The following is a 19625-nucleotide window of genomic DNA, read 5'->3' as shown; positions in this document are numbered from 1 at the left end:
ACTCATTAGGCAAGTACCTCGTTAGGCTGAGCGTAATCATTGCGCGAGTGGTTGGAGGAGACGATGACCAAGATCGATACGCGAGCGCTGCTCGCAGAGGCCAAGGCCCTTGACCCACAGGTCATTGAGTTGCGTAGAGCGGTTCATGCCCACCCTGAACTTGGATTGGATCTTCCAGTAACGCAGGCACTGGTGCTAGCACATCTCGAGACTTTGGGTATCCCAGCGGTGCCAGGAGATTCGTTGTCATCGGTGGTGGCGACGATCGAGGGTGGCCAGCCAGGTCCGACGACACTCCTGAGAGCCGACATGGATGCACTTGCTTTGGTGGAGGAGACCGATTTGCCCTTCGCCTCAAAGATCCCTGGAGTCATGCATGCCTGTGGCCATGACGCGCACGTTGCGATGCTCTTGGGTGCTGCTCAGCTGCTGATGGCGCATCGTTCCGAGCTGCGAGGGTCGGTGATTCTTGCCTTCCAGCCAGGAGAGGAGGGCGCGGGGGGTGCTCGACGTATGATCGAGGAGGGTCTTGTCGATCCGAAGCCAGATCGGTGCTACGCCCAGCACGTGTTTAGCAATCTTCCGAGCGGTATAATTGCGACTCGCGGTGGGCCAATGATGGCGTCTGCCGATGAATTTCTGATCGTCCTCACCGGCCGCGGCGGCCATGCCTCAGCCCCACACGATACACTCGATCCAATTCCGGTCGCCGCAGAGCTCGTCATGGCACTTCAAGTTGCGCTCACCAGGCGCGTCAATGTCTTTGATCCAGCCGTCCTCACAGTGGGTCAGATCGAGGCAGGAACTACGTTTAACATCATTCCTGAGCTGGCTACCGTTCGGGGAACCTTCCGTGCACTGTCTGAGGAGACTCGCGCCGCCGTCGAGGAGCTGGTAAGTCGTGTTGCCCATGGGATTGCCGATGCCCATGGCGTCGAGGTTGCTGTCAGCTTTCCTATGGAGGGTTACCCGGTGACGCTCAACGATGCTGCCGGTGCGGAGCGCGCGCTTGGACTTGCTCGCACGCTGGTGGGCAAGGATAGTGTTCACGAGATGGAGACCCCGGTGATGGGTGCTGAGGACTTTTCGTATATGTTGCAGGCCTCGCCAGGCGCAATGATCTTCCTCGGCGTAGCACCCTCGGGCATCGAGCGGCCAGCACCAAACCACTCCAACAAGATGCTGGTTGATGAGGCTGCACTACACAGAGGCGTTGCACTCCATGCACTTTTAGCTCTAGCCGACTGAGGTGGATGTATAGACGCTGCCCCTTGCCTGATCAGACGCTTCGGCGGTAGTCTGATTGGCTGTTGGTTTTCGCTCTACACCTAACCGACCTATCTGTTTTGGTTAGGCTCTCCCAGCCGGCCCTGCGGCAACGATCTCTCTGATGGTCTCGAAATCGGGTCCGAAGGCGCCAAAGTTTTCGAGAATCCAGGTCACCCCAGCCTCTGCTAGCCGCGCCGCCTCTTCGATGGGTTCGTTAGCCGATGACATGGCGTAGCGTACTACGAGGTCGTAGACCGGTCCAGTGGGTGGGAGATGCTGGGTGATCGCTTCGATATCGTCTAGTTCAGGCATGGCTAGTGGCTCGGGAGCAGCGAAGATAGGGAAGAAGCCCTGGTAGCGAGATGCCCTCTCCATTGGACGCCGATTTGGCCACCGACCTGCAACCCAGATGGGGACTGGACGTTGCAGTGGTCTTGGAAGGAAGGGTGGCGCGTGAACTTGGTATTCAACTCCGTTGAAGTCGACTGCTTCACCGGTGGCGAAGAGTTGGAGAAGTTCGAGCGCCTCATCGAGTTGGGTAGCGCGATCCTTTGGGTTGACCTTTTCACCGAAGGAGCTGAACTCCCTCCACCCATCGTCCCCGAGGCCTACTCCGACGATGAGTCGGCCGGATGAGAGGTGGTCCAAGCTGGCAATTTGTCGTGCCAGAACCCAGGGCCGGCGTCGTGCCAGCGGTGTGACCATGGCGCCGATGCGTAAGACTTCGGTCTTACTCGCGATGGCGGCCATGGTGATCCAGGCGTCAGCGACGGCAAACCCTGGTTCGCTCAGCATGTGATCCCAAAGAAAGATGCCGTCCCAGCCAGCGCTCTCTGCGCTGCTGGCTAGTTCTACGACAGCCCGGGGATCAGCGAAGTCGTGAAATGGTGGTAGAAAGATCCCGAATCGCATAATTGTCCCTTCGTTTGGATATGAGGCGAAAGCAGATCACGGTTCGGCATGCGTCTCCTCGGCTCCCAGATTTGTTCTCTAAGTCCAGCCACTCCCTGACTTGTGCTCGTGAGTATAAACTGCCGGATCGCCTCTTGTTGGCAGAGAGTCTCTTCGCCAACGACGGTGGAGCAGACAGTCTTCATATGATGCGAAGCTTGATTGCTTCTCGTGTGCGATAGAGGCAGGTGTCGCAGTTCGTACGGACCTTGTCTCCTTGTGCCTCTTGAATACGCAGCCATAGCGTGTCGAGGACGAGAGGGTCAGGGCCGAGCTCATCGCTGATGACGACGGTGCTTTGATGGGCACTCGCCCATGTTCGTGCCTGATCCTCGATTCGATCAAGCAGGACGCCATGAAAGAGAAAATAGGGCGCAACTACTATCGATTGTGCTCCAAGTTGAGCCAAAGTCGTGAGGCCACTGACGACATCAGGCGGGGCTAAAGACACAAAGGCGGTATTGGTGGTGGGGAAGCCTCGCCGTTCTGCGATCAGCCGCGTGATTGCGTGAAGCTCGGCGTTGGCACTAGGGTCGCTCGATCCACGACCGACGACGAGGATGGCATCTGCTGGTGTATCGAGAGCTTCGATCCGCTGGTTGAAGCAGTCTAAGAGTTCAGTGGCAGTTCCGAGATCACTCGCCAAGCGAACGGTGAGCTCGGGCCAACGATCGCGTGCATAGATGGTCAGTTGAGCTGCGTCGTCTTTGAGGTGTCCTGCTGGCAGCAGGACAACAGGAGCGATGATGAGTTCATCGACTCCTTGCGCGGCGAGCTCATCGATGGCGGCATACATCGATGGTTGTGCAAGTTCAATGAAGCCTCCGCGAACGGGTCCATCGAATCGCTGTTCTGCAAGAGCGACTAGTTCAAAGAATTGGGCTTGCCCTCTTAGCGATGTTGTGCCATGCCCCATGAACATGAGTCCACTAGTAGTCAAGACGGTATTCTCCTTTGGATAGCAGCAGCAGCGCGTTGAGTGTCGCCGCTGCCATCGGCGATCCTCCGCGCCTGGACGAGTTGGTGATATGGGCGAGTCCGGAGTGCGCGAGCGCTTGTTTGGACTCCAGCGCGTCCACGAATCCAACCGGCATGCCGATTACGGCGAGTGGATGTTCGCCGGTGTACTCCAGGACTGCTCTCAGTGCCGTCGGCGCTGAGCCAACGACGATGATCGGCGCGCGTCCTGCGGTCGCATCAAGCAGCGCCGCCATACCGTTATGAGATCGGGTTTCGTTTGGGTCGCGAGGAGTCTGCACGGCATCGATCGCGATCAGTGGGGCGAGCTTGGTTACACCAGCCCCAACCATGCGGACATCGACGATGATCGGTACCTGATGGTCTAGTCCCCAGATAATTCGCTCAATGGCATCCTCGTTTATGATTAGATCGTCGATGAGTTCGATGTCTCCGGTCGCGTGGATGATGCGAGCTGCGATCTCGGCGGCCTGACGACCAAGATGCGCGAAGCTCACCTCTCTTTGAATCCGTGCAAAACTCTCTAACTCGATTGATGAGGTGGTCAATGTGCACCTAGACCTGGCTGGTGGACGGGAATAGGACTCCATCTGATAGCGCCGACTGGGCAGATCTCTACGCAGTCGCGGTGCTCGCCGCAACGTGAGGCCAACCAAGCCGGGGTGCCGGTATGAGGTCTGAGCGCGTGTGTTGGGCAGGTGGCGATGCATGCACCACAGCCGGTGCAGGCGTTAGTGATCGTAATCATGGGGTGCCTTGGTATCCACGCGGGGTGTAGAGATAGCCATGACGTAGGGCTGTAGTGGTGGCGCCGACGATCACGATCGTCTCCATGTCGACGGATTCTGGATCTAGGTCCTCAAGCGTGGTTACCGTGACTCGGGCACCGGCGCGTTCGACTCTAGAGGCTATAAGGACGGGTGTAGTGGGTCGTCGGTGCTCGCCAATGAGCGCCAGAGCCTTTTCCAGTTGCCAACTCCTTTGCTTCGAGCGTGGATTGTAGAACGCTATTACGAAGTCAGCCTCAGCGGCGGCAGCAATACGGTTTTCGATGATGCTCCACGGGGTGAGCAAGTCCGAAAGTGAGATCATCGCGTGGTCGTGACCGACGATCGCACCGGCGGTGGATGACGCCGCGTAAGCGGCAGTCACACCGGGTATGACGCGGATGGCAACGTCTGGGCTAAGTCGCTCTACGACGAGTTGGGCCATCGCATAGACTGCGGGATCTCCTGAGGTGACTAGGGCGACATGGTTACCCCTTGCCGCCAAGGCAAGAGATTCAGCGACGCGTTCAATCTCTTGACCAATCGGATAGCGGTGCAGCTCTTGACCCCGTTCAATTATTGGTTCTATGAGATCGAGGTAACGGCTAAAGCCAATCACATACTGCGCCGAGCGCAACGCCGCAAATGCCCTGGGCGTGAGCAGATCTAAAGATCCTGGTCCAATACCAACAACCGCTAATGATCCGCGCAGTGATCTCCGACGTGCGATAGCAACCGTTACCCGAGCAGTCTTCACCTTGTTGACGATGAGGCTTCCCCCTTCTCCACTTGCTAGGAGAGCTGCGGCTTCAGCGACCGAATGGGTACCGACTGATTGATGTACGATCGTCGATGGGCTCGGGGTCGTCATAACATCCAGCTGTGCCGCACCATAACCGACGAGTTCACGATGAAGACCGCGCAGGGCCGGATGATCAAGTCGTCGGTCGATGGTCGCGATGCGGTCGATCGCTGCGATATCGAGGCCGGCAGAATGAACTACCGTGTTGATGAGTTCGTTGACTTCATCAGCAGTAGCATCGCTTGAGCAGCCAACTCCAATCGTCAGCGTCTTTACGCTGCCCCGTACATCACCTAGCTGCTCATCGGCGAGGCGATCGCTGATCACGAGTTTGACGGGACTCGAGCCATCATGAACCAAATTCATGATGGCGTCGGAGAGGACAAGATCGGTGGGGTTGACGAGGGAGATCCCATCTCCGCGGTTAACTCGCGCCTGTATGCCAGCGTTCATCTGTCCAAAACAGAGCTGCGGTGTCTGATCGAGTGCGATTGTGTCTAGTGCCGAGGAGGCGGTGGTGATTACCGGTGTCGCGCCAAGGTAATCTGCCACCTGTCGCGCTAGTGGCTCACCTCCGTGATGGGCGCCGGCAAGGACGGTTACAAAGCTGGTGCTCTCGTCGATGGCGACGACTGCGGGATCATCACCCTTAGTTGAAAGAGTTTGGGCAAGTGCTCGCACCACGATGGGGTAGGCGGCAATAATGACCACCGCCCGATGGTGAGTCAGGGCGTCAACTAGATCTCCGAACTTGGCAAAAGCGATCTCGCGAAAGCCGAGCTGGGCTGCGAGACCATATGGTGGTGTAGCTAAAGACAGCACGATGCCGTTTGTGAACTGAGTGGATGTCATTAACGCCACACGAGGTAGATCGGGGTTTGTGGAACCAACCGGACCCCATCTCCACCAAGGGATCTCCCGTGGGCTACCTGAATTAGAGAGAGATTGCCTAACAGCCGCTCTGCGGATGCTGCACGACTGAGGTCAGCGTAGGTCGCGACCACTGGCGCTGACGGATCAATTAGATCTAGGGTATGAGTCAACGCTGAAAGTCCGCCTCCACCGACGATGGCGGCGTCAAAGTTCGTTGAGATAGTTTCTACTGGCTGCTCGGACACTGTGGTTCGATAGCCTAGCGTCTCCGCGTTGGCACGAGCCATGGTTGCTCTCTCGTGTCGGGGTTCGAGTTGAGTTAGTTCGATGTCGGGGCGAAGATACAAGAGAGTGAGCCCAATCATGCCACTACCCGCTCCAACCTCCATGACTCGGGCCCCGAGCGGCAGCTGGTCTGGATTGAGACGGGCAATTGCCGACATTCTCAGCTCGAGCTTGGTGAAGTTAGTACCGTCGGTTAAGAGTTGGCCATCGCGGAAGAGGCTGGCCGAGTGTCTATTGAAGTCGATGGTCGGCGAGGTTGGTATCGTGCCGACCTCTACTAATACCACCGCTGGCGATGATGACCTCCAGCTGGTCGCTTCGTCTAGCCTCATTGAGGTAATCGACTCCTCGGCGGTTGAAAGGTCGGTGGCGACGACGATTCTGACCTCATTGTGAAGGTTTGCCAAATGCTCAACGAGGCCAGTGATCGAGGTGTTTGGAGGTACAAGGAGAGCGACCGCCCCGGCTTGGCGCTCGGCGAGTCGGAGTCGAGCCCGGAGGAAGGCTGCGTCACTGTCTCTCCCTACGAGAGAGATAACGCTTAGATCATCCCATGGGCGTCCAAGTCGAGCGGCCAAGATGGCTATCGAGCTCGGAGCTGGCAGGACTTGGAAGTTGCGATCTGGGTGTGCACGCAGGAGTGTCTTGGTGATTCCAAAGAAGTTCGGATCTCCGCTGGCGATGACGGTGCAGTCCTCTTCGTACGCTCCGATGACATCGATTGTCGTGCGAAATGGAGAGCGGAAATCTATGATGTTCGATGACGGAGATAGTCTGTGGAGTGTGTCGTGAAGCTGTGGCCGCGCGAAGATGGTGCGAGATTTGGCAAGGGCTAGGAGCTGTTCGCCAGTCAGCGACTCCTCGCGGTTGCCTAGCCAGCCGATAATTGTGATCACGGTGTCAGTCTATGGTCGGCGATTACCTGGAGTGAATCAAAGTCGACCATGAAAACCTCTACAGGTACCCTATGCCCCACCGCCTCAAAACAGGTGGTGGTAGCCAGGCGCGTCAACTCAACTAGGGGGCGTAGATCTCCTTCGCTCCGGCAGCTCTCGTAGAAGTGGCGAGCAGTGGTGGTGGCTGTAGCCTCAAGCACCAGGCTCTCGTTAGATCCAACCGAGCGGGCAACGTCGGCAAGAAGTTCGGTGTCGACGTTAGCTCGATGAAAATGGGTCATCAGGAGTCCTTGCGCTAGTTTGGCTACCTTTCCGACCATGCCTATCCAGGTGATGACATCAGGCTGATGTGACGCGGCGCGTTTGATTGCGACCCCGGTGTAGTCTCCCACCTCCACAATGGCGACTGGGTCGAGGTTGGGAAAGAGCCCGATTGCGGCAGTTTCGGTGCGAGAGCCGGTGACGAGAACGAGATGGCGTTGCCCGTTGGCGGCGGCAACATCGATCTGTTGAACAATGCTGGCGCGGTAGGCGGCGGTGGAGAACGGCTTGACGATCCCAGTTGTACCAAGAATGGAGATACCTCCGAGGATCCCAAGACGATCGTTTGTGGTAGCTCGTGCCATCTCCTCTCCGCCGGGGACTGAGATGATGACCTCAACTCCGTGGTCAGTCACCTCGCGAATAGCATCGGTGATCATCCGGCGAGGAACCGGGTTGATCGCAGCATGGCCTACAGTAAGGCCGAGCCCCGCTTTCGTGACGACGCCTACCCCCTCTCCGCCGGAGATGCGAACCTCGTCGCCGTCGATCAGACTTACGGACGCCGTGACATGAGCTCCGTCGGTGCAGTCTGGGTCATCACCAGCGTCTTTGATCACCACCGCCCGTCCAAGTTCGTCTTGGCAGACCGGGAAGACAACCCGTTGACCCTTGGGAAGGGTGATCTCGACAGATTCTGGCATTTGACCATTGATGTGACCGATGATCGCAGCTTTAGCAGCACCAGCAGCGCAGGCGCCGGTGGTATACCCCGAACGTAGTCGTTCGGTCACGTCAGTGCACCGTTCGATTAGCGCGTCGCTTGGCTCGCCCGGAGGTGGTGCCAGGCTCCGATCGCGATCGGAAGCGATGCGAGAAGCTAGGAGAGTAAAGGTGCGATCGCCGTATGTCGGTCGTGGTGAGAACCTCTCCTATCAGCACTAAAAGAGTTCTTTTCGCACCGAGATCGGAGATCGTTGATACTAGTTCTCCGATGGTAGTCAGTGCCACCTGCTCATCGGGCCAGGAAGCGCGGACTACTACGGCTGCTGGCGTACTGGCGCTAAATTTTGATCCCTCAGAGAGGAGCTCATCGACGATCCGTTGTGGATGCGCGCCGGATAGCAGAACGGCGATGGTACCCCCCAATTGCGCATAGCCGGAGAGCGATTCGCCTTTTGGCATCGATGCCGAGGTCCGCCTGGCTACCCGAGTGGTTACTATAGATTGGGCAACCTCCGGTATCGTTAGTTCACGGCCTACAGCGGCGGCGGCTGCCGATATGGAGGTGACTCCAGGCACAATTTCGAATGGACGGTCATGGGCTTCGCACCAGCTGATCTGTTCTTGGATCGCACCATAGACTGACGGATCTCCAGAGTGCAGACGAACGATTCGGGCCCCAGGATTGTTCTCGAAAACTAGCAAGACATCCTCGAGAGTCATCTCTGCAGAGTCCATCAGCACAGCTTTGTCATCTGTCCAGCCCAACATCTCCTCTGGGATCAGTGAGGACGCCCAAATGACGATGTCGGCTTCGCGTAGCCGTGCTTGGCCACGAAGAGTGATAAGATCCGGCGCGCCTGGACCTGCCCCAACAAAACTTATGTGCTCCATGAGGTCATCCTACTCGCACGAGTAGCCCGTAGACGAGGCTGCCGACACTAGAGCGAAGGCGAGTCCAGGGTCGGCCCCAAGATGCCAATGGAGGTACGACGAGAGCAGCGAACAGCTAGCGTAACCTGCCCTCCATCGTGCGCGCGCGGTCTGCAGATCTATCCCGTCTCCTTGGGGTGTAGAGGTAGCGTAATGGAACTCATGAGCTGGGATTGTCCGGCGGTCGGATAGGAGGAGGGATGTTGAAGTGGTAGATCGCGCGTTTCGGTAACCAAGCGTAAGTCGAGGTGAGATAGTCGAGTTAAAGGGGAGAATGCCGGCCATCTGGCTGTCTTCGAGTCTGTCGCCCAACAGGAGGTGTCCGCCACATTCGGCGACCAATGGTCGTTGCATCGCCACGGATTTACGGAGTGTATCAAGTAGGGGTTGGTTGCTGGCTATCTCTTCGCGGTAGTTCTCTGGATATCCGCCGTGGAGCCAAATCAGCCCCGCCTCTGCTGGAATTGAATCGTAGCGTGGATCAAAGCCGACGGTATCACCTCCGGCTTCGCGAAGAAGCTCAAGGTTTTCAGGATAGATAAAACTGGCAGCAGGCCCCTTGGAGTAGGCGATGATCGGGTGCCCGGCGACGGTTGCTGCTTCTCCGGTGTCGGCAACGTCGATGTCGATACGTTCAGCTAGGGAGATGATGCGTTCGAGTTCAAGATGGGTACGGATCGCTGAGCCCAAGGCTGTGATCCATTCACGTGTACTAGTCGGCGCCTCCTCGGCAGTCAAGAGTCCGAGATGACGCGAGTCTCGCGTAGGCAGTCCGCCGTGCGGAATGACGCCAAGTACTTCGACGCCGATGGCGGCCATTGCTTCGCGGACGAATGCTTCGTGCGCTGCGCTTTTGAGGTGATTGAGAATGATCCCTACGACATGGACGTCGGGATCGAGTGAACGATAGCCAAGCGCAACGGCTGCGGCAGACTGCGAAAGATGGGCACAGTCCATAACCAGAACGACTGGTAGGCCGGTGAGTTGGGCCACCTGTGCTGTCGATCCTAGAGATGGCTGGGCAGGCGTACCATCAACGCTGGGCAGGTCCGTCCCGTCAAAGAGGCCCATAACCCCCTCGACTACTACGAGGTCCACCTGGCGTGCGGCTCGTGCGAGACTAGCCTTCACGCCTGAGGGTCCAGTCAGCACCGGGTCTAGGTTGTAGCTCGCTCGCTTGGTGGCGAACGCATGCAGATGCGGATCGATGTAGTCGGGGCCAACCTTAGCTGAGCCTATGCGAACTCGTTCGCCGAGGGCAGCTAAGAGTCCGAGAGTGACAGAGGTCTTGCCTACACCTGAGGCAGTGCCGGCGATAATGAGCCCACGGGTACTCAGTACTCGATTCCCTTCTTGGCCTTGATTCCCTGATCGTAGGCGTGCTTGACCTTACGCATCTCGGTCACGGTGTCAGCTATCTCAATAAGCCCTTCGGTTGCGCCACGGCCAGTGATGACGATGTTGGTGCGTGCGGGCCGTGTTCGCAGAGTCTCAACAACCGTAGTCTCCTCGATCCAGCCATAGGTGATGGCGTAGGTGAGTTCGTCGAGAATGACGAGATCGTAGTCGTTGGAGTCGATCTTGGCTTTGGCTAGGTCCCAGGCTTCTTGGCCGAGATGAGCGGTAGTGGTCAAGTCATCAGATTCCCAGGTAAAACCATCTCCGAGGGTATGGAACTCGATCTCGAGCTGATCGGCGAGTTTGCGTTCTCCCGTCTTCCACTTGCCCCCCTTGACGAACTGGATGACAACCACTCGCCATCCGCGAGCCCATCCTCTGCTCATGACGCCAAAGGCTGCCGATGACTTGCCCTTGCCCTCGCCGGTGTTGATTAAAAGCCTTGAGCTTCGTTCCATGGTTCTCTAGCCTAGGTCTCACGTTCACCAATGGCTTCCGGGGGCTGAGGCAGGACTAGTTCGAGCCTGTGGTAGTAGCGCGCACCTCACCAAGATGTTGCTGACCTCCGTTCATCGATGGAGCGCTTGCTCGGATTGTGATGCTGTCACCATCTTCTAAAAACCCGTACTCGGACCCATCTGCGAGTGTGAGTGGTCTGGTGGCTGTGCTCGGCAGCTCGACGAGAGGGCCAAATTGGTCGGGTTGGGTGCCAGAGATAGTGCCAGAGGCGAATGGATCACCGACGCAGGCATCGGCACCATTGAAGGGCTGGTGGGTACGAGTTGATCGAACCATTTAGTTCTATCGCTAGATTAAGGGCTAGATTCCAAGGGTCATTATCGATAAGATACGCGGCCGGAGTTGGATTCTGGTAGACGGCGCTGGTTCCAGCATTGAGAACGCCTCGTGCGGATTAACCCATGCGTTAACCCGACGACGATCGTCGAACTGTGTGCCTAGCAGCCGATAATCAGATGGCGCCAGTTGTGGGTGAGCGGATCGCCATCTAGCCGAAGAGTCGCCCGGGATAGGTCGTGTGCGGGAACGATGAGTAGACGCCGACGTAGTTGCTGATGGCGAATGTGGGTGCCATGCATACCTGTGGAACTGGGCTGGTTGCGGCACCCAGACGATCGTGGTGCGAGAGCTGGTCGTTATGGGCTCAACGATCCGCTCTCGCAGGGTGGTCATCGTTTCGCGCCCCAGCGAGACGGGGCACGCCACTGCTATCTCTAAGCTAAGCACTCTTGAGTGTTGTTTACTTTCAGTTTTTATGACTAGGTTGGTCCCCATTGTGGTAGCAGCACAGGAACTCTAAGTTCACCCCATGACGCTACGGAGATGGGAAACAGAGGGACGTATTGATCCTCCTGTGCACACTCAGGGAGGTAGAAGGCGTTATGACCTGGCTAAACTTCGTGCCATTGCGCCTCATAAGGCTCCATCTACCAGGACCACCATTGCTTATGCTCGCGTATCAACCAACGGTCAAAAAGACGACCTAGTGCGCCAGGTAGCTCTCTTGGAGAGCTACTGTGCTGTGAACGGGTGGACCTACGAGGTCATCTCTGATCTAGGGTCAGGACTCAACCATCACAAACGAGGACTAAAGGCGCTCGTATCGAGGATCTGTTCTGGCGAGGTTGGACGACTGGTGCTCAGTCATAAGGACAGACTGCTCCGGTTTGGATCGTAACTGGTGTTCTCCCTGTGTGAGCACTGAGGTAATCATTATCAACGCTAGTGAGGACTCGACCTTTGAAGAGGATCTTGCAAATGATGTTATCGAGATTGTGACCGTATTCTCGGCCAGGCTACATGGCTCCAGAAGCGATAAGAACAGACAGGTTATGGAACGGCTTCAAGAGATAGCCAAAGAGGTAAGTCCATGACCCGATGTCCGAGCCTTCGATGCCAGAGCCTTCGATGTCCAAGCCTCATCCTATGGTTAGATTCCCATGAAGCGCACGGTACGCCTAGCCACGTTGCCACTCAACAAGGGCAAGTACGACGAGCTGTGCTCGGTAATTAAGCGCTATACCGATGCAAAGCGCGTCTTTGTGGCTCATCTGCGCCAGACTAGCCTGTGGGGACTACTAGATCGAAGCAAGAGCTTCCGTGACTATGCCAAGGCACGAGGGCTATACCCAACGAGCATCAACGTTCATCTGATAGACCAAGCCGCCTTTGATGCCGTGGATACCTGCATTCGCCACATCGAGTCCTGTTTTGCCCGTGCTGACATCAAAGCAAAGACATGGCGGCGATTCACAGACAAGAACGAGAGGCATTATGCCTACGCCTGTCTCGCCCGATACTCGGCCATTGGGCAGATCATGGGTGGTGGCGTGCCAGAGATTCCAACGGTGGCTATCCCTCCTGACGCGAGAGCGAAGATAGCCTCGTACCTGCACCGTGTTATTCGAGATGCGCTCGGTAGTAGCTGGCCAACCGTCGTCAAGTCTCGCTCTATGTCTTTGGACTCTAGCTTGTACTCGGTGGTCGACAATGAGACTCGAACAGGCAAAACCAGACGCTACGTCAAAGTCATTAGCTCAACCCGCAACAAGCGCATCTCACTACCGCTGTCTGGCATCTCTCAGGTGTCAGGCAATATCAGGGTTGTACTAGACGAAGAACACAAGCGAGCCTTCGTCCACGTAAGCTACGACGTTGCACGCCAAGACCGGGCCACCGGCCCCGCCGTGGCTCTTGACTGGGGGATCACCGAGGTCTGTACTGATAGCTCGGGAGTCCATCATGGCAACGAGTATGGCCGAGCGCTTACATCCATGACTGAACGCCGGAACAAGACCGGCAAAGCAAGGAACAGACTTCACGCTCTATCAAAGAGAGATGCTGGCTCTAGGCGAACCAAGCACATCGCACGCAACAACTTGGGTACAAAGAAGCAGCAGGCTCGACTCCGGCGCACAAAGGCACAACTACAGACGATCTCTGGTGCCACAATCAAGGAGGTGGTCTATGGAGACGGGAACAGAACCAGAGCCAAGAAGCGAGTCCCCCAACTTCCATCACAGCGGCCAAGAGAGATCATCATCGAAGACCTCTCTCGCTTGCAAGGTAAGGCCAGGTCTAAGAACATCTCTCGACTCTGCTCATCATGGGCAAGGAACGAGAACCAAGAACGCATTACGGTACATGCCTATGTCGGAGGTTCCGGCATTAAAACGGTCAACGCGGCCTACAGCAGCCAAACATGTCCTGATCCAGGGTGTGGGTATGTCCATCATGACAACCGACACGGGGATGTGTTTCACTGTCGCAATCCCTATTGGGATTGTAACTGGCAGGGTGATGTAGATCACGTAGCTGCCATGAACCTACTCAACAGGATCAAAGATCGCCAGATCAGCCGGTTCACTCCCTATAGGGAAGTGAAGAAGATCCTAGAGGAGAGGTTCCTACGCCGACTGGAGAGCAGAGGAATCCCGACAGACGATGCTGCTACCGCTCAACGGCTGAGACTCCAAGCATACCACGACAACCCAAGTTGGACGTGGGAGGTGGTCAACCATCGACTCGCCCTAGTTCTGTCCCTGTGGATAGGGCAGAACACTCAAAGGCGGCTGGAGAGCGAAGACAAAAGAGGTGCATATGGATGTATATGTATTTCGGAGCGGGTTGTGAACATGTGGTCTGATGTACCTCCGTCTCTGCCTGTAGGGCGGAGGGCAATGGGTTTAGCTCTCAATCGATGGACAGGTTGAGCTACAACGTCTCCCGGTCGATCATTACCAACCGCCAAGGCGACGGTAGATGTCCATGGCTGACGAGTTTTTGGGTGGTGGTGATGGCTCGATACGATAGCTGCGTACCCCATCGCCCAATATTTCGGGTTCGAGGCTCAAGCCGCTGGTTGCAAGTTCACGTGCCAGGGTCGGGTAGTGAGTCACAACGATAACCGTCACACCTCGTTTGTCGAGATCACGGAACACAGCGGTGGCTATCTCCGATGCCTCGATCTCGTTCGTTGAAGTCAATGGCTCGTTTAGCAGGACTAACCCATCCTCTTGGAGTTCTGTTATTGTGGCTGCCAGTCGTATGAGCTCATCGTCGAGTCTGCCATGCTGAAGCTCACGATCCTCGTCGTCTGGGAAGAACGTGCGCAGGTTCGTCCGGATGGTTGCTCGGAATTCGTCTGCCGTGACAAAGAGCCCCGTCTGCATCATCAAGATGCCGAGTGCCACGCTCTGGAGCCATGTGGTCTTGCCTCCGGAGTTTGCTCCGCTCAGAACGATCGGAGAGCTGTCGTCTAGCGCCAGGTTGTTGGTTATCGGCCGTGCGCGAGTGCGTAAGCCGAGCGTTGGTTCACAGAGGCCGTGAAAGCCCAGATGCCAGCCATCAGCTGCTGGTTCTGGCATGCAGATGGGTAAATCTAGCTGCTCAAATTGACTCCGTAGGTTGATGGCGCCGACGAGCCAGGCGAGCTCATGATGTAGGGTGACGAAGAAGCTGATCACTGTGCCGAGTCCGTGAGCGACTATGGTGCCTATTTGACTGAGGGCCAGGTTCCGAAGTTCGCGGAGTGTCTCACCACCCGCTTGATCACGGGGAGCGATCTCGATCCTATTGTCATCGCCAAGCACTAGATGCAGCCGGTCTCTCCACCCGCGCCCTTGGAAAGGACTTTCAACTATAAGTTCATCGCTCGTCAAGTTCCCTGCGCCAAGGGTAGCTCGAGTAACCATGCCATTTTCGAACCGGAGTAGTTGAAGCTCTGCCTGGAGTGATTGTAGGTATTCATCATTAAAGTTGTCGTTGATCGTGGCGATCAGGAGTTTGAGTCCCTTCGAACTGACGTCGTTATCTGGCTCCCGAACACGCTTTGCAAGCGCCTCGAGATCACCGATGAGTAAACTCAAGAGTTCGCGAGAGCGAAGCAGTTGAGAAAAGGGTGCCTGTTGTCGGGTCGCATAAGAGCTTCGACGTTCTAGTACGGCGCTGTGGCGCGCTATGGAGTCAAGGTCGCGAATGAGTTGTGGATGAGCAAGGGCGTCGATCAAGACCTCTTGCCGCCAACGAATTACGGTCGAGTCCGTGGGAGCGTGGATAAACAGGTCATTGGCTACTGACGCTATGTCTGGATCCCCATCTGCCATAGCGTCGATTATCATCTCGATACCAATATCAGTTAGAGATCGCGCATCCGTGAAGATGGTCTTTGAGTCTGGACACCCAGGAGGCCAAAGTAGATGAACCCCGATCATGAGATTAGTCCGTGCTCTAGCGCTAGTTCGAGTGCCTGGGCGCGACCTTGCGGTGGTCTCCGTTCAAACTTGTAACTGCGTTGATGGGTAACCCTGTCACTTGATCCAACCAGCGACACCACTCCGGGGGTGGGTTTGGCGAGTTCGTCGACGAAGGTGACGATGATAGCTCGTAGTTGTCGATCCTGACACCGTTCGATGAGGAGACGGCCTAGAGCGATTGCATCGCTCACACTCGTCGAACTGAATATCTCATTTGCTATAAGGAACGACTCTGGCTCGGCTGTCTTAAAGAAGGACTGTATTCTAAGGACTTCATCCTCGAGTCGCCCGGTGGCACGATCAGCTGCTTCGCGTTCGGAGAAGATGGTGGTGACTGAGGGTGCAAGCGTAATTTGTGCGTCTGATGCTCCCACGGGGAGCCCGAGGGCGGCGACGATGTAGAGCTGACCAACGGAACGAGCATAGGTAGTTTTGCCTCCGTTGTTGGGGCCAGTGACAACGGTGATCGACTCGTTGCCATCGAGGTGCCATTGGTTGGTGACCGGTGGAGTGGGTACATGTTGAAGATCATGAGCGAGAGCGAGATCATACAGGGCCTCAGCATGCTGCACGCCAGGTCCATCGTTCAAGACCGGCAGGGTCCACGCTAACCCTCTAGCCTCAAAGCCGAGAATCTCTTCAATCCATGCAAGGTAGTAGATGAGCTCGCGCTCGAGCCGTGGAATCCAGGCTGCAACGAAAGCGTGATTCTCATGTGCAAATGCGGCCAAGTCAGAGAATTCCTCCGTAAAGATTCGTGCAAGGATGGTTAGAATCCGGTCATCAATGTGAGTTCTAGAGCGATAAGAAGAAGCAATAATCGGCGATTGTATATCGATGTCACCGAAGCGCTCGAATAAGACTTGGAGATGATCGCGATAATCCTGGTCTGTCGATTCACTCCGATCGACGGTGATTGTACTATCCTCCAAAATGAGCTTGTAGCGAATTTGGCTAAGCTCAGATGCTACACGTATAGATGATTGAGAGAGTTCTAGGAATCGTTCGCTGCTCTCGAGTTCGGTAAGCGCGTCCTGAAACGTCTGCAATCCCTCGGAACTCCAAGACACCAGCGCCATCTGTTCGCTCACGGTCTTGATCGTTTTCGTGTACGTTAGCACTGCGTCGAGGAGCCACCGCTCTTCACCGCTAGGTTGGCGCGCTCCAGCAGCTGCTCGTAGGTACTGCTCAACTTTTTCGATGCCGTCGATGAAGCTAAGGATCGGTACGCGCGCCTTGGCGTCGAGAAGATCTCGGGCGACGGCTTGACGGTACCGGGTGGTGGTCGCGTCCACCGGCATGGTTGTCCATAGTGAGTAAAGGTCGAATGATTCAAGCCTTGCCGTAGCCAGCGATGTGAACATACGGTCGAGAGCAAGGTCAGCCAAGACGTTAGAGGGAATGACGTGGTAGTTCTCAGAGGTCGGCCAAAGCAAGCTTGCAGGCGATAGGAGTGGATCTGGATTTTTCTGCTGATGATCAGATAGTTGACTAGTATCCCAACTCGTAGTCGGATCACGCCTGATCAACTCCCTAAGGTAAGCCTTTGACACGGAGCACCCCTTCCACTAGCCGTCGCTGCTTTAGTAGGAGTCATCAGTCTGAGACGCATCAGCGAACTCCATCGCCGCAAGCCATCTTAGTCTTGTCGGGAGTTGCGGGAGACTAACTGTCCGCGGTTGGGAACCCATGGTGCCATGTATCTGTGGATGCGAACTTAGACGTTGGGTCAGAGCCTCACAAGAGCTCGTCACTCTCTTCGTGAGTCGACGGCTCTCGCATCAGGTGGCGCGGTTGAGGTAAGTCCATCGCTTCCTCGAAGTTGACGAGCACCCAGTAGCCTGCAATTTGTGGCGCGAATGCGCCACAAATTGCATCCATAGCTGGTCGCTCGTAAGCCACTGCGTTCGCGCAGTGGGCTAGCGAAGTTATTTAATCGCCAGATGCTTGCCTCTGCCGTAACGCTGGCACAGCGGCCAACATGACCAAGGCGGCCGCAATAGCTAACAACGCGGCATAGCCATAGGCGAGGCCAACTGCAACTCCGTAGAGTAGGCCCATCGCTAGATTGGCAATAAAGGTGCCGGTGCTTCGTGCTGCAGACAATGAACCGAAACCACGTCCTGCCTGGCTCCCAGAGCGAAGGATCGACATCACGGTGGGTTCGAGTGTCTCCACGGCACCCAACGAGTAGCCGGTTATGACTACACCGAGCAAGAGCAGAATCAGGTTGTGATGCAGGCTATAACCGAGACCGATCAAGCCGTTTCCCAACCCCATTGCGAGGTATCCGAACCAGCCTAAGCTCCGCACCCTCCTCCAAAGTCTGGTATCGAGATAATGAGGGAGAAGGTAGCCAGTCAGTGCCGATGTTAGTTGTATCAACAAAAATGCGACGATCCCCAATGCAATACCATTGCCACGTTGGGCGAGTGTGAGGACTGGAAATCCAGCGCTGTAGAAGGTGAATCCGTACAGAGTCGCTGCGATCAAGAGTGAACGAGTTGTCTTCATTGGAGGTGCTGGGTAGGCGGGTTTGACTGGGTCGGATGCCGGTTGCGCCTCAGCAGCCTGGTTGGGTCGGGGAGTCGTCGTTAAAAGCAGGGTGGAGATGATAAGTGGCACCGCCGTTGCCAAGAACAGCCAACGGTAGTCGGAATGAGAGAGGACGGCGAGCAGAACAGCCACGCCAGCAAGGGCGCCGCCTCCGACATCTAGGGCATGCAGGAAGCCAAAGGCTCTGGCACGCTGCTCCTCATCTTGCACCGCCGTGACCAGTAGTACGCGACGCGATGGAGACCTAAGATTGCGTGCCCACCAGCCTCCGGTGAGGAATCCTACTGCCCAGATGGGATTGGCTACCATGGCAGAGAGCGAGAGTAACGGTATGAACGAGTTTCCTAGGATTGCCAACCTGCGATGTCCAATCCTGTCGCCTAACTTGGCTCCGTACCAAGAGAAGAGCGCTCCTCCTCCGTAACTCAGAGAGGCTGCCAGTCCGTACTCCCAGACTGGCTGATGAAGAGCAATAACAAGGAATAACGGAAAGGCTGCCAAGACGGCTTGGTAACCGAGGTCAGCAAAGAAGGCTGAAGCGGCGATTGCCCATACCTCTCCTGTTCGCCATGAGGAAGGCTGGCTCACTAGTCTTCTCCTTTCCGCTGGCTTCACGGTTCACCTGACCTTAGCACGGCTGCTGATCGATCCTGGACCACTATGTGCACCTGGTCGAGCTACTGCAGCACTCATGTGCCCACCCTGGTTCGAGGTCAAGGAAGGGGTGGAAGTGGTCATCACGGGAACAGTAGTCAAGAGCTGCTTCGGGTGGAATCAGCGGTTTTGATGACGTGCATGATTGCCATGCGATCTGGGGCTCGAAAGGATACTGAGCCGCGGCGGATTTTACCAGTGGTGCGGGTGGGTGACAGCAGCGCCCACTTCCACACTCAATTCGCCTTCGCTCGCATCCCTAGCGTGGTATTTAGTGCGTTGTACTATTGCTTGGCCGTGTCTGTTTGCACGCCTTGGTCGCTTCGGGTGCTTCTTAGCATCTAGACAACTCTCTGTGACCATCCACATGCCGACCGTTGCATCTGAATGATAAATGGTGAGTCACTCACTTAGATGCACCTTTTACAAGGTTCTTCCCACGGACTTCATTCTCACTCGTCCAAGAGTCGTTCTTGCCTCGCCAAGCACGGCCAGTATTGCTACCGGTCTTACATGCTCTCTCCAGGTGATGAGTCATCCCATCATCTGAACTGCCGCCTGTACCAAATGGCCTGGGAACGAACAGGGCGCTGGACTCAACTAGCCCAGGACTGATAACCGACCAGTCACGGATATTTAGCGAAGCATTCTCATCGCGATCTACCTCAACGTGGCAGGTATCACAGGTAAGCCTTTTAGCGAGCTTTGCACCCGTTAGTCTGCCTCCGCAGTTGTGGTGGATCTGTGATGACGGGAAGAAGCGATTTACAACGACTACCTTCACTCCCACACGTTCTGCCTTGTAGGTAAGCGTTGGTCGAAAGGCTCCGAGTCCGGCATCGGATACCGAACGGCGGAATGCCCGTCTTCCCATGCTCCGTTTCATGGCAGCGAGGTTAAGGTCTTCAATCTTAACTTCGCTGTAGTTATCCACCAGATAACGAGTCAACTGGTGGATGCTTTCACGACGGATGTATACGGCTTTACGGTCTAACTTGACAAGCTT

Annotated in this window: 17 protein-coding genes, 1 pseudogene and 1 riboswitch; of the genes and pseudogenes, 3 read left to right on the top strand and 15 right to left on the bottom strand. The window is 56.2% G+C overall.

The window, feature by feature from the left end; all coding sequences use genetic code 11:
- The first annotated feature begins 63 nt into the window (after positions 1 to 63).
- A complete protein-coding gene (locus tag FEAC_RS00085) occupies positions 64 to 1248 on the top strand; it encodes a M20 metallopeptidase family protein (RefSeq protein ID WP_035388174.1) in 1185 nt (394 codons plus the stop codon).
- A 102-nt stretch (positions 1249 to 1350) separates the two neighbouring features.
- Here the strand turns inward: FEAC_RS00085 and FEAC_RS00080 are convergent, their stop codons facing one another.
- The 11 genes from FEAC_RS00080 to FEAC_RS00035 all read right to left on the bottom strand — a co-directional run bounded on the left by FEAC_RS00080 (position 1351) and on the right by FEAC_RS00035 (position 10931).
- The gene (locus FEAC_RS00080) at positions 1351 to 2181 is read right to left on the bottom strand and encodes an LLM class flavin-dependent oxidoreductase (RefSeq protein WP_035388175.1); all 831 of its coding nucleotides are present in this window, start codon (positions 2179 to 2181) and stop codon (positions 1351 to 1353) included.
- 181 nt (positions 2182 to 2362) lie between these two features.
- A complete protein-coding gene (locus FEAC_RS00075) occupies positions 2363 to 3160 on the bottom strand; it encodes a sirohydrochlorin chelatase (RefSeq protein WP_152622987.1) in 798 nt (265 codons plus the stop codon).
- The gene (locus FEAC_RS15400; protein WP_035388177.1) at positions 3150 to 3746 is read right to left on the bottom strand and encodes a precorrin-8X methylmutase; all 597 of its coding nucleotides are present in this window, start codon (positions 3744 to 3746) and stop codon (positions 3150 to 3152) included. Before FEAC_RS15400 ends, FEAC_RS00075 begins: the two co-directional genes overlap by 11 nt.
- A complete protein-coding gene (locus FEAC_RS16205; RefSeq protein ID WP_081900921.1) occupies positions 3743 to 3946 on the bottom strand; it encodes a 4Fe-4S binding protein in 204 nt (67 codons plus the stop codon). Before FEAC_RS16205 ends, FEAC_RS15400 begins: the two co-directional genes overlap by 4 nt.
- On the bottom strand, positions 3943 to 5619 hold the full coding sequence (gene cobJ, locus FEAC_RS00065) for a precorrin-3B C(17)-methyltransferase (RefSeq protein WP_052564982.1): 1677 nt from the start codon (positions 5617 to 5619) through the stop codon (positions 3943 to 3945). Before cobJ ends, FEAC_RS16205 begins: the two co-directional genes overlap by 4 nt.
- The gene (gene cbiE / locus FEAC_RS00060; RefSeq protein ID WP_035388179.1) at positions 5619 to 6821 is read right to left on the bottom strand and encodes a precorrin-6y C5,15-methyltransferase (decarboxylating) subunit CbiE; all 1203 of its coding nucleotides are present in this window, start codon (positions 6819 to 6821) and stop codon (positions 5619 to 5621) included. The genes cobJ and cbiE overlap by 1 nt, the downstream gene beginning before the upstream one ends.
- A complete protein-coding gene (locus FEAC_RS00055; RefSeq protein WP_371524487.1) occupies positions 6818 to 7930 on the bottom strand; it encodes a cobalt-precorrin-5B (C(1))-methyltransferase in 1113 nt (370 codons plus the stop codon). The genes cbiE and FEAC_RS00055 overlap by 4 nt, the downstream gene beginning before the upstream one ends.
- On the bottom strand, positions 7878 to 8699 hold the full coding sequence (locus tag FEAC_RS00050; RefSeq protein ID WP_081900923.1) for a cobalt-precorrin-4/precorrin-4 C(11)-methyltransferase: 822 nt from the start codon (positions 8697 to 8699) through the stop codon (positions 7878 to 7880). Before FEAC_RS00050 ends, FEAC_RS00055 begins: the two co-directional genes overlap by 53 nt.
- A gap of 9 nt (positions 8700 to 8708) precedes the next feature.
- Complete coding sequence (locus FEAC_RS00045) at positions 8709 to 10055, bottom strand: cobyrinic acid a,c-diamide synthase CobB (protein WP_236684574.1); 1347 nt, start codon at positions 10053 to 10055, stop codon at positions 8709 to 8711.
- Positions 10056 to 10072: 17 nt separating this feature from the next.
- A complete protein-coding gene (cobO, locus tag FEAC_RS00040; RefSeq protein WP_052564974.1) occupies positions 10073 to 10594 on the bottom strand; it encodes a cob(I)yrinic acid a,c-diamide adenosyltransferase in 522 nt (173 codons plus the stop codon).
- Positions 10595 to 10649: 55 nt separating this feature from the next.
- Complete coding sequence (locus FEAC_RS00035) at positions 10650 to 10931, bottom strand: hypothetical protein (protein ID WP_035388183.1); 282 nt, start codon at positions 10929 to 10931, stop codon at positions 10650 to 10652.
- 532 nt (positions 10932 to 11463) lie between these two features.
- Between FEAC_RS00035 and FEAC_RS00030 the strand changes: the two are divergent.
- Positions 11464 to 12028 (top strand): annotated as a pseudogene (locus tag FEAC_RS00030) (IS607 family transposase).
- 66 nt (positions 12029 to 12094) lie between these two features.
- Positions 12095 to 13867: a zinc ribbon domain-containing protein gene (locus FEAC_RS00025; protein ID WP_052564972.1), complete on the top strand. Its 1773-nt coding sequence runs from the start codon at positions 12095 to 12097 to the stop codon at positions 13865 to 13867.
- Positions 13868 to 13891: 24 nt separating this feature from the next.
- On the opposite strand, the gene FEAC_RS00020 is transcribed toward FEAC_RS00025, so the two are convergent.
- The 4 genes from FEAC_RS00020 to FEAC_RS00005 all read right to left on the bottom strand — a co-directional run.
- Positions 13892 to 15274 (bottom strand): MutS-related protein, encoded by a 1383-nt coding sequence (locus FEAC_RS00020; RefSeq protein ID WP_160290290.1) that lies wholly within the window; start codon positions 15272 to 15274, stop codon positions 13892 to 13894.
- 89 nt (positions 15275 to 15363) lie between these two features.
- Entirely contained in the window at positions 15364 to 16962 is a 1599-nt protein-coding gene (locus FEAC_RS00015) for a MutS-related protein (protein ID WP_035392158.1), read from the bottom strand.
- A 27-nt stretch (positions 16963 to 16989) separates the two neighbouring features.
- Positions 16990 to 17047: riboswitch (Fluoride riboswitch) on the bottom strand.
- Positions 17048 to 17341: 294 nt separating this feature from the next.
- A complete protein-coding gene (locus FEAC_RS00010) occupies positions 17342 to 18553 on the bottom strand; it encodes an MFS transporter (protein WP_052564970.1) in 1212 nt (403 codons plus the stop codon).
- Between the two features lie 472 nt (positions 18554 to 19025).
- A partial coding sequence (locus FEAC_RS00005) for an RNA-guided endonuclease TnpB family protein (RefSeq protein ID WP_152622986.1) occupies positions 19026 to 19625 on the bottom strand: 600 nt, incomplete at its 5' end.

It is taken from the genome of Ferrimicrobium acidiphilum DSM 19497 (genome assembly GCF_000949255.1).
GTDB lineage: Bacteria > Actinomycetota > Acidimicrobiia > Acidimicrobiales > Acidimicrobiaceae > Ferrimicrobium > Ferrimicrobium acidiphilum.
This window is presented reverse-complemented; position numbering and strand designations above follow the sequence as displayed.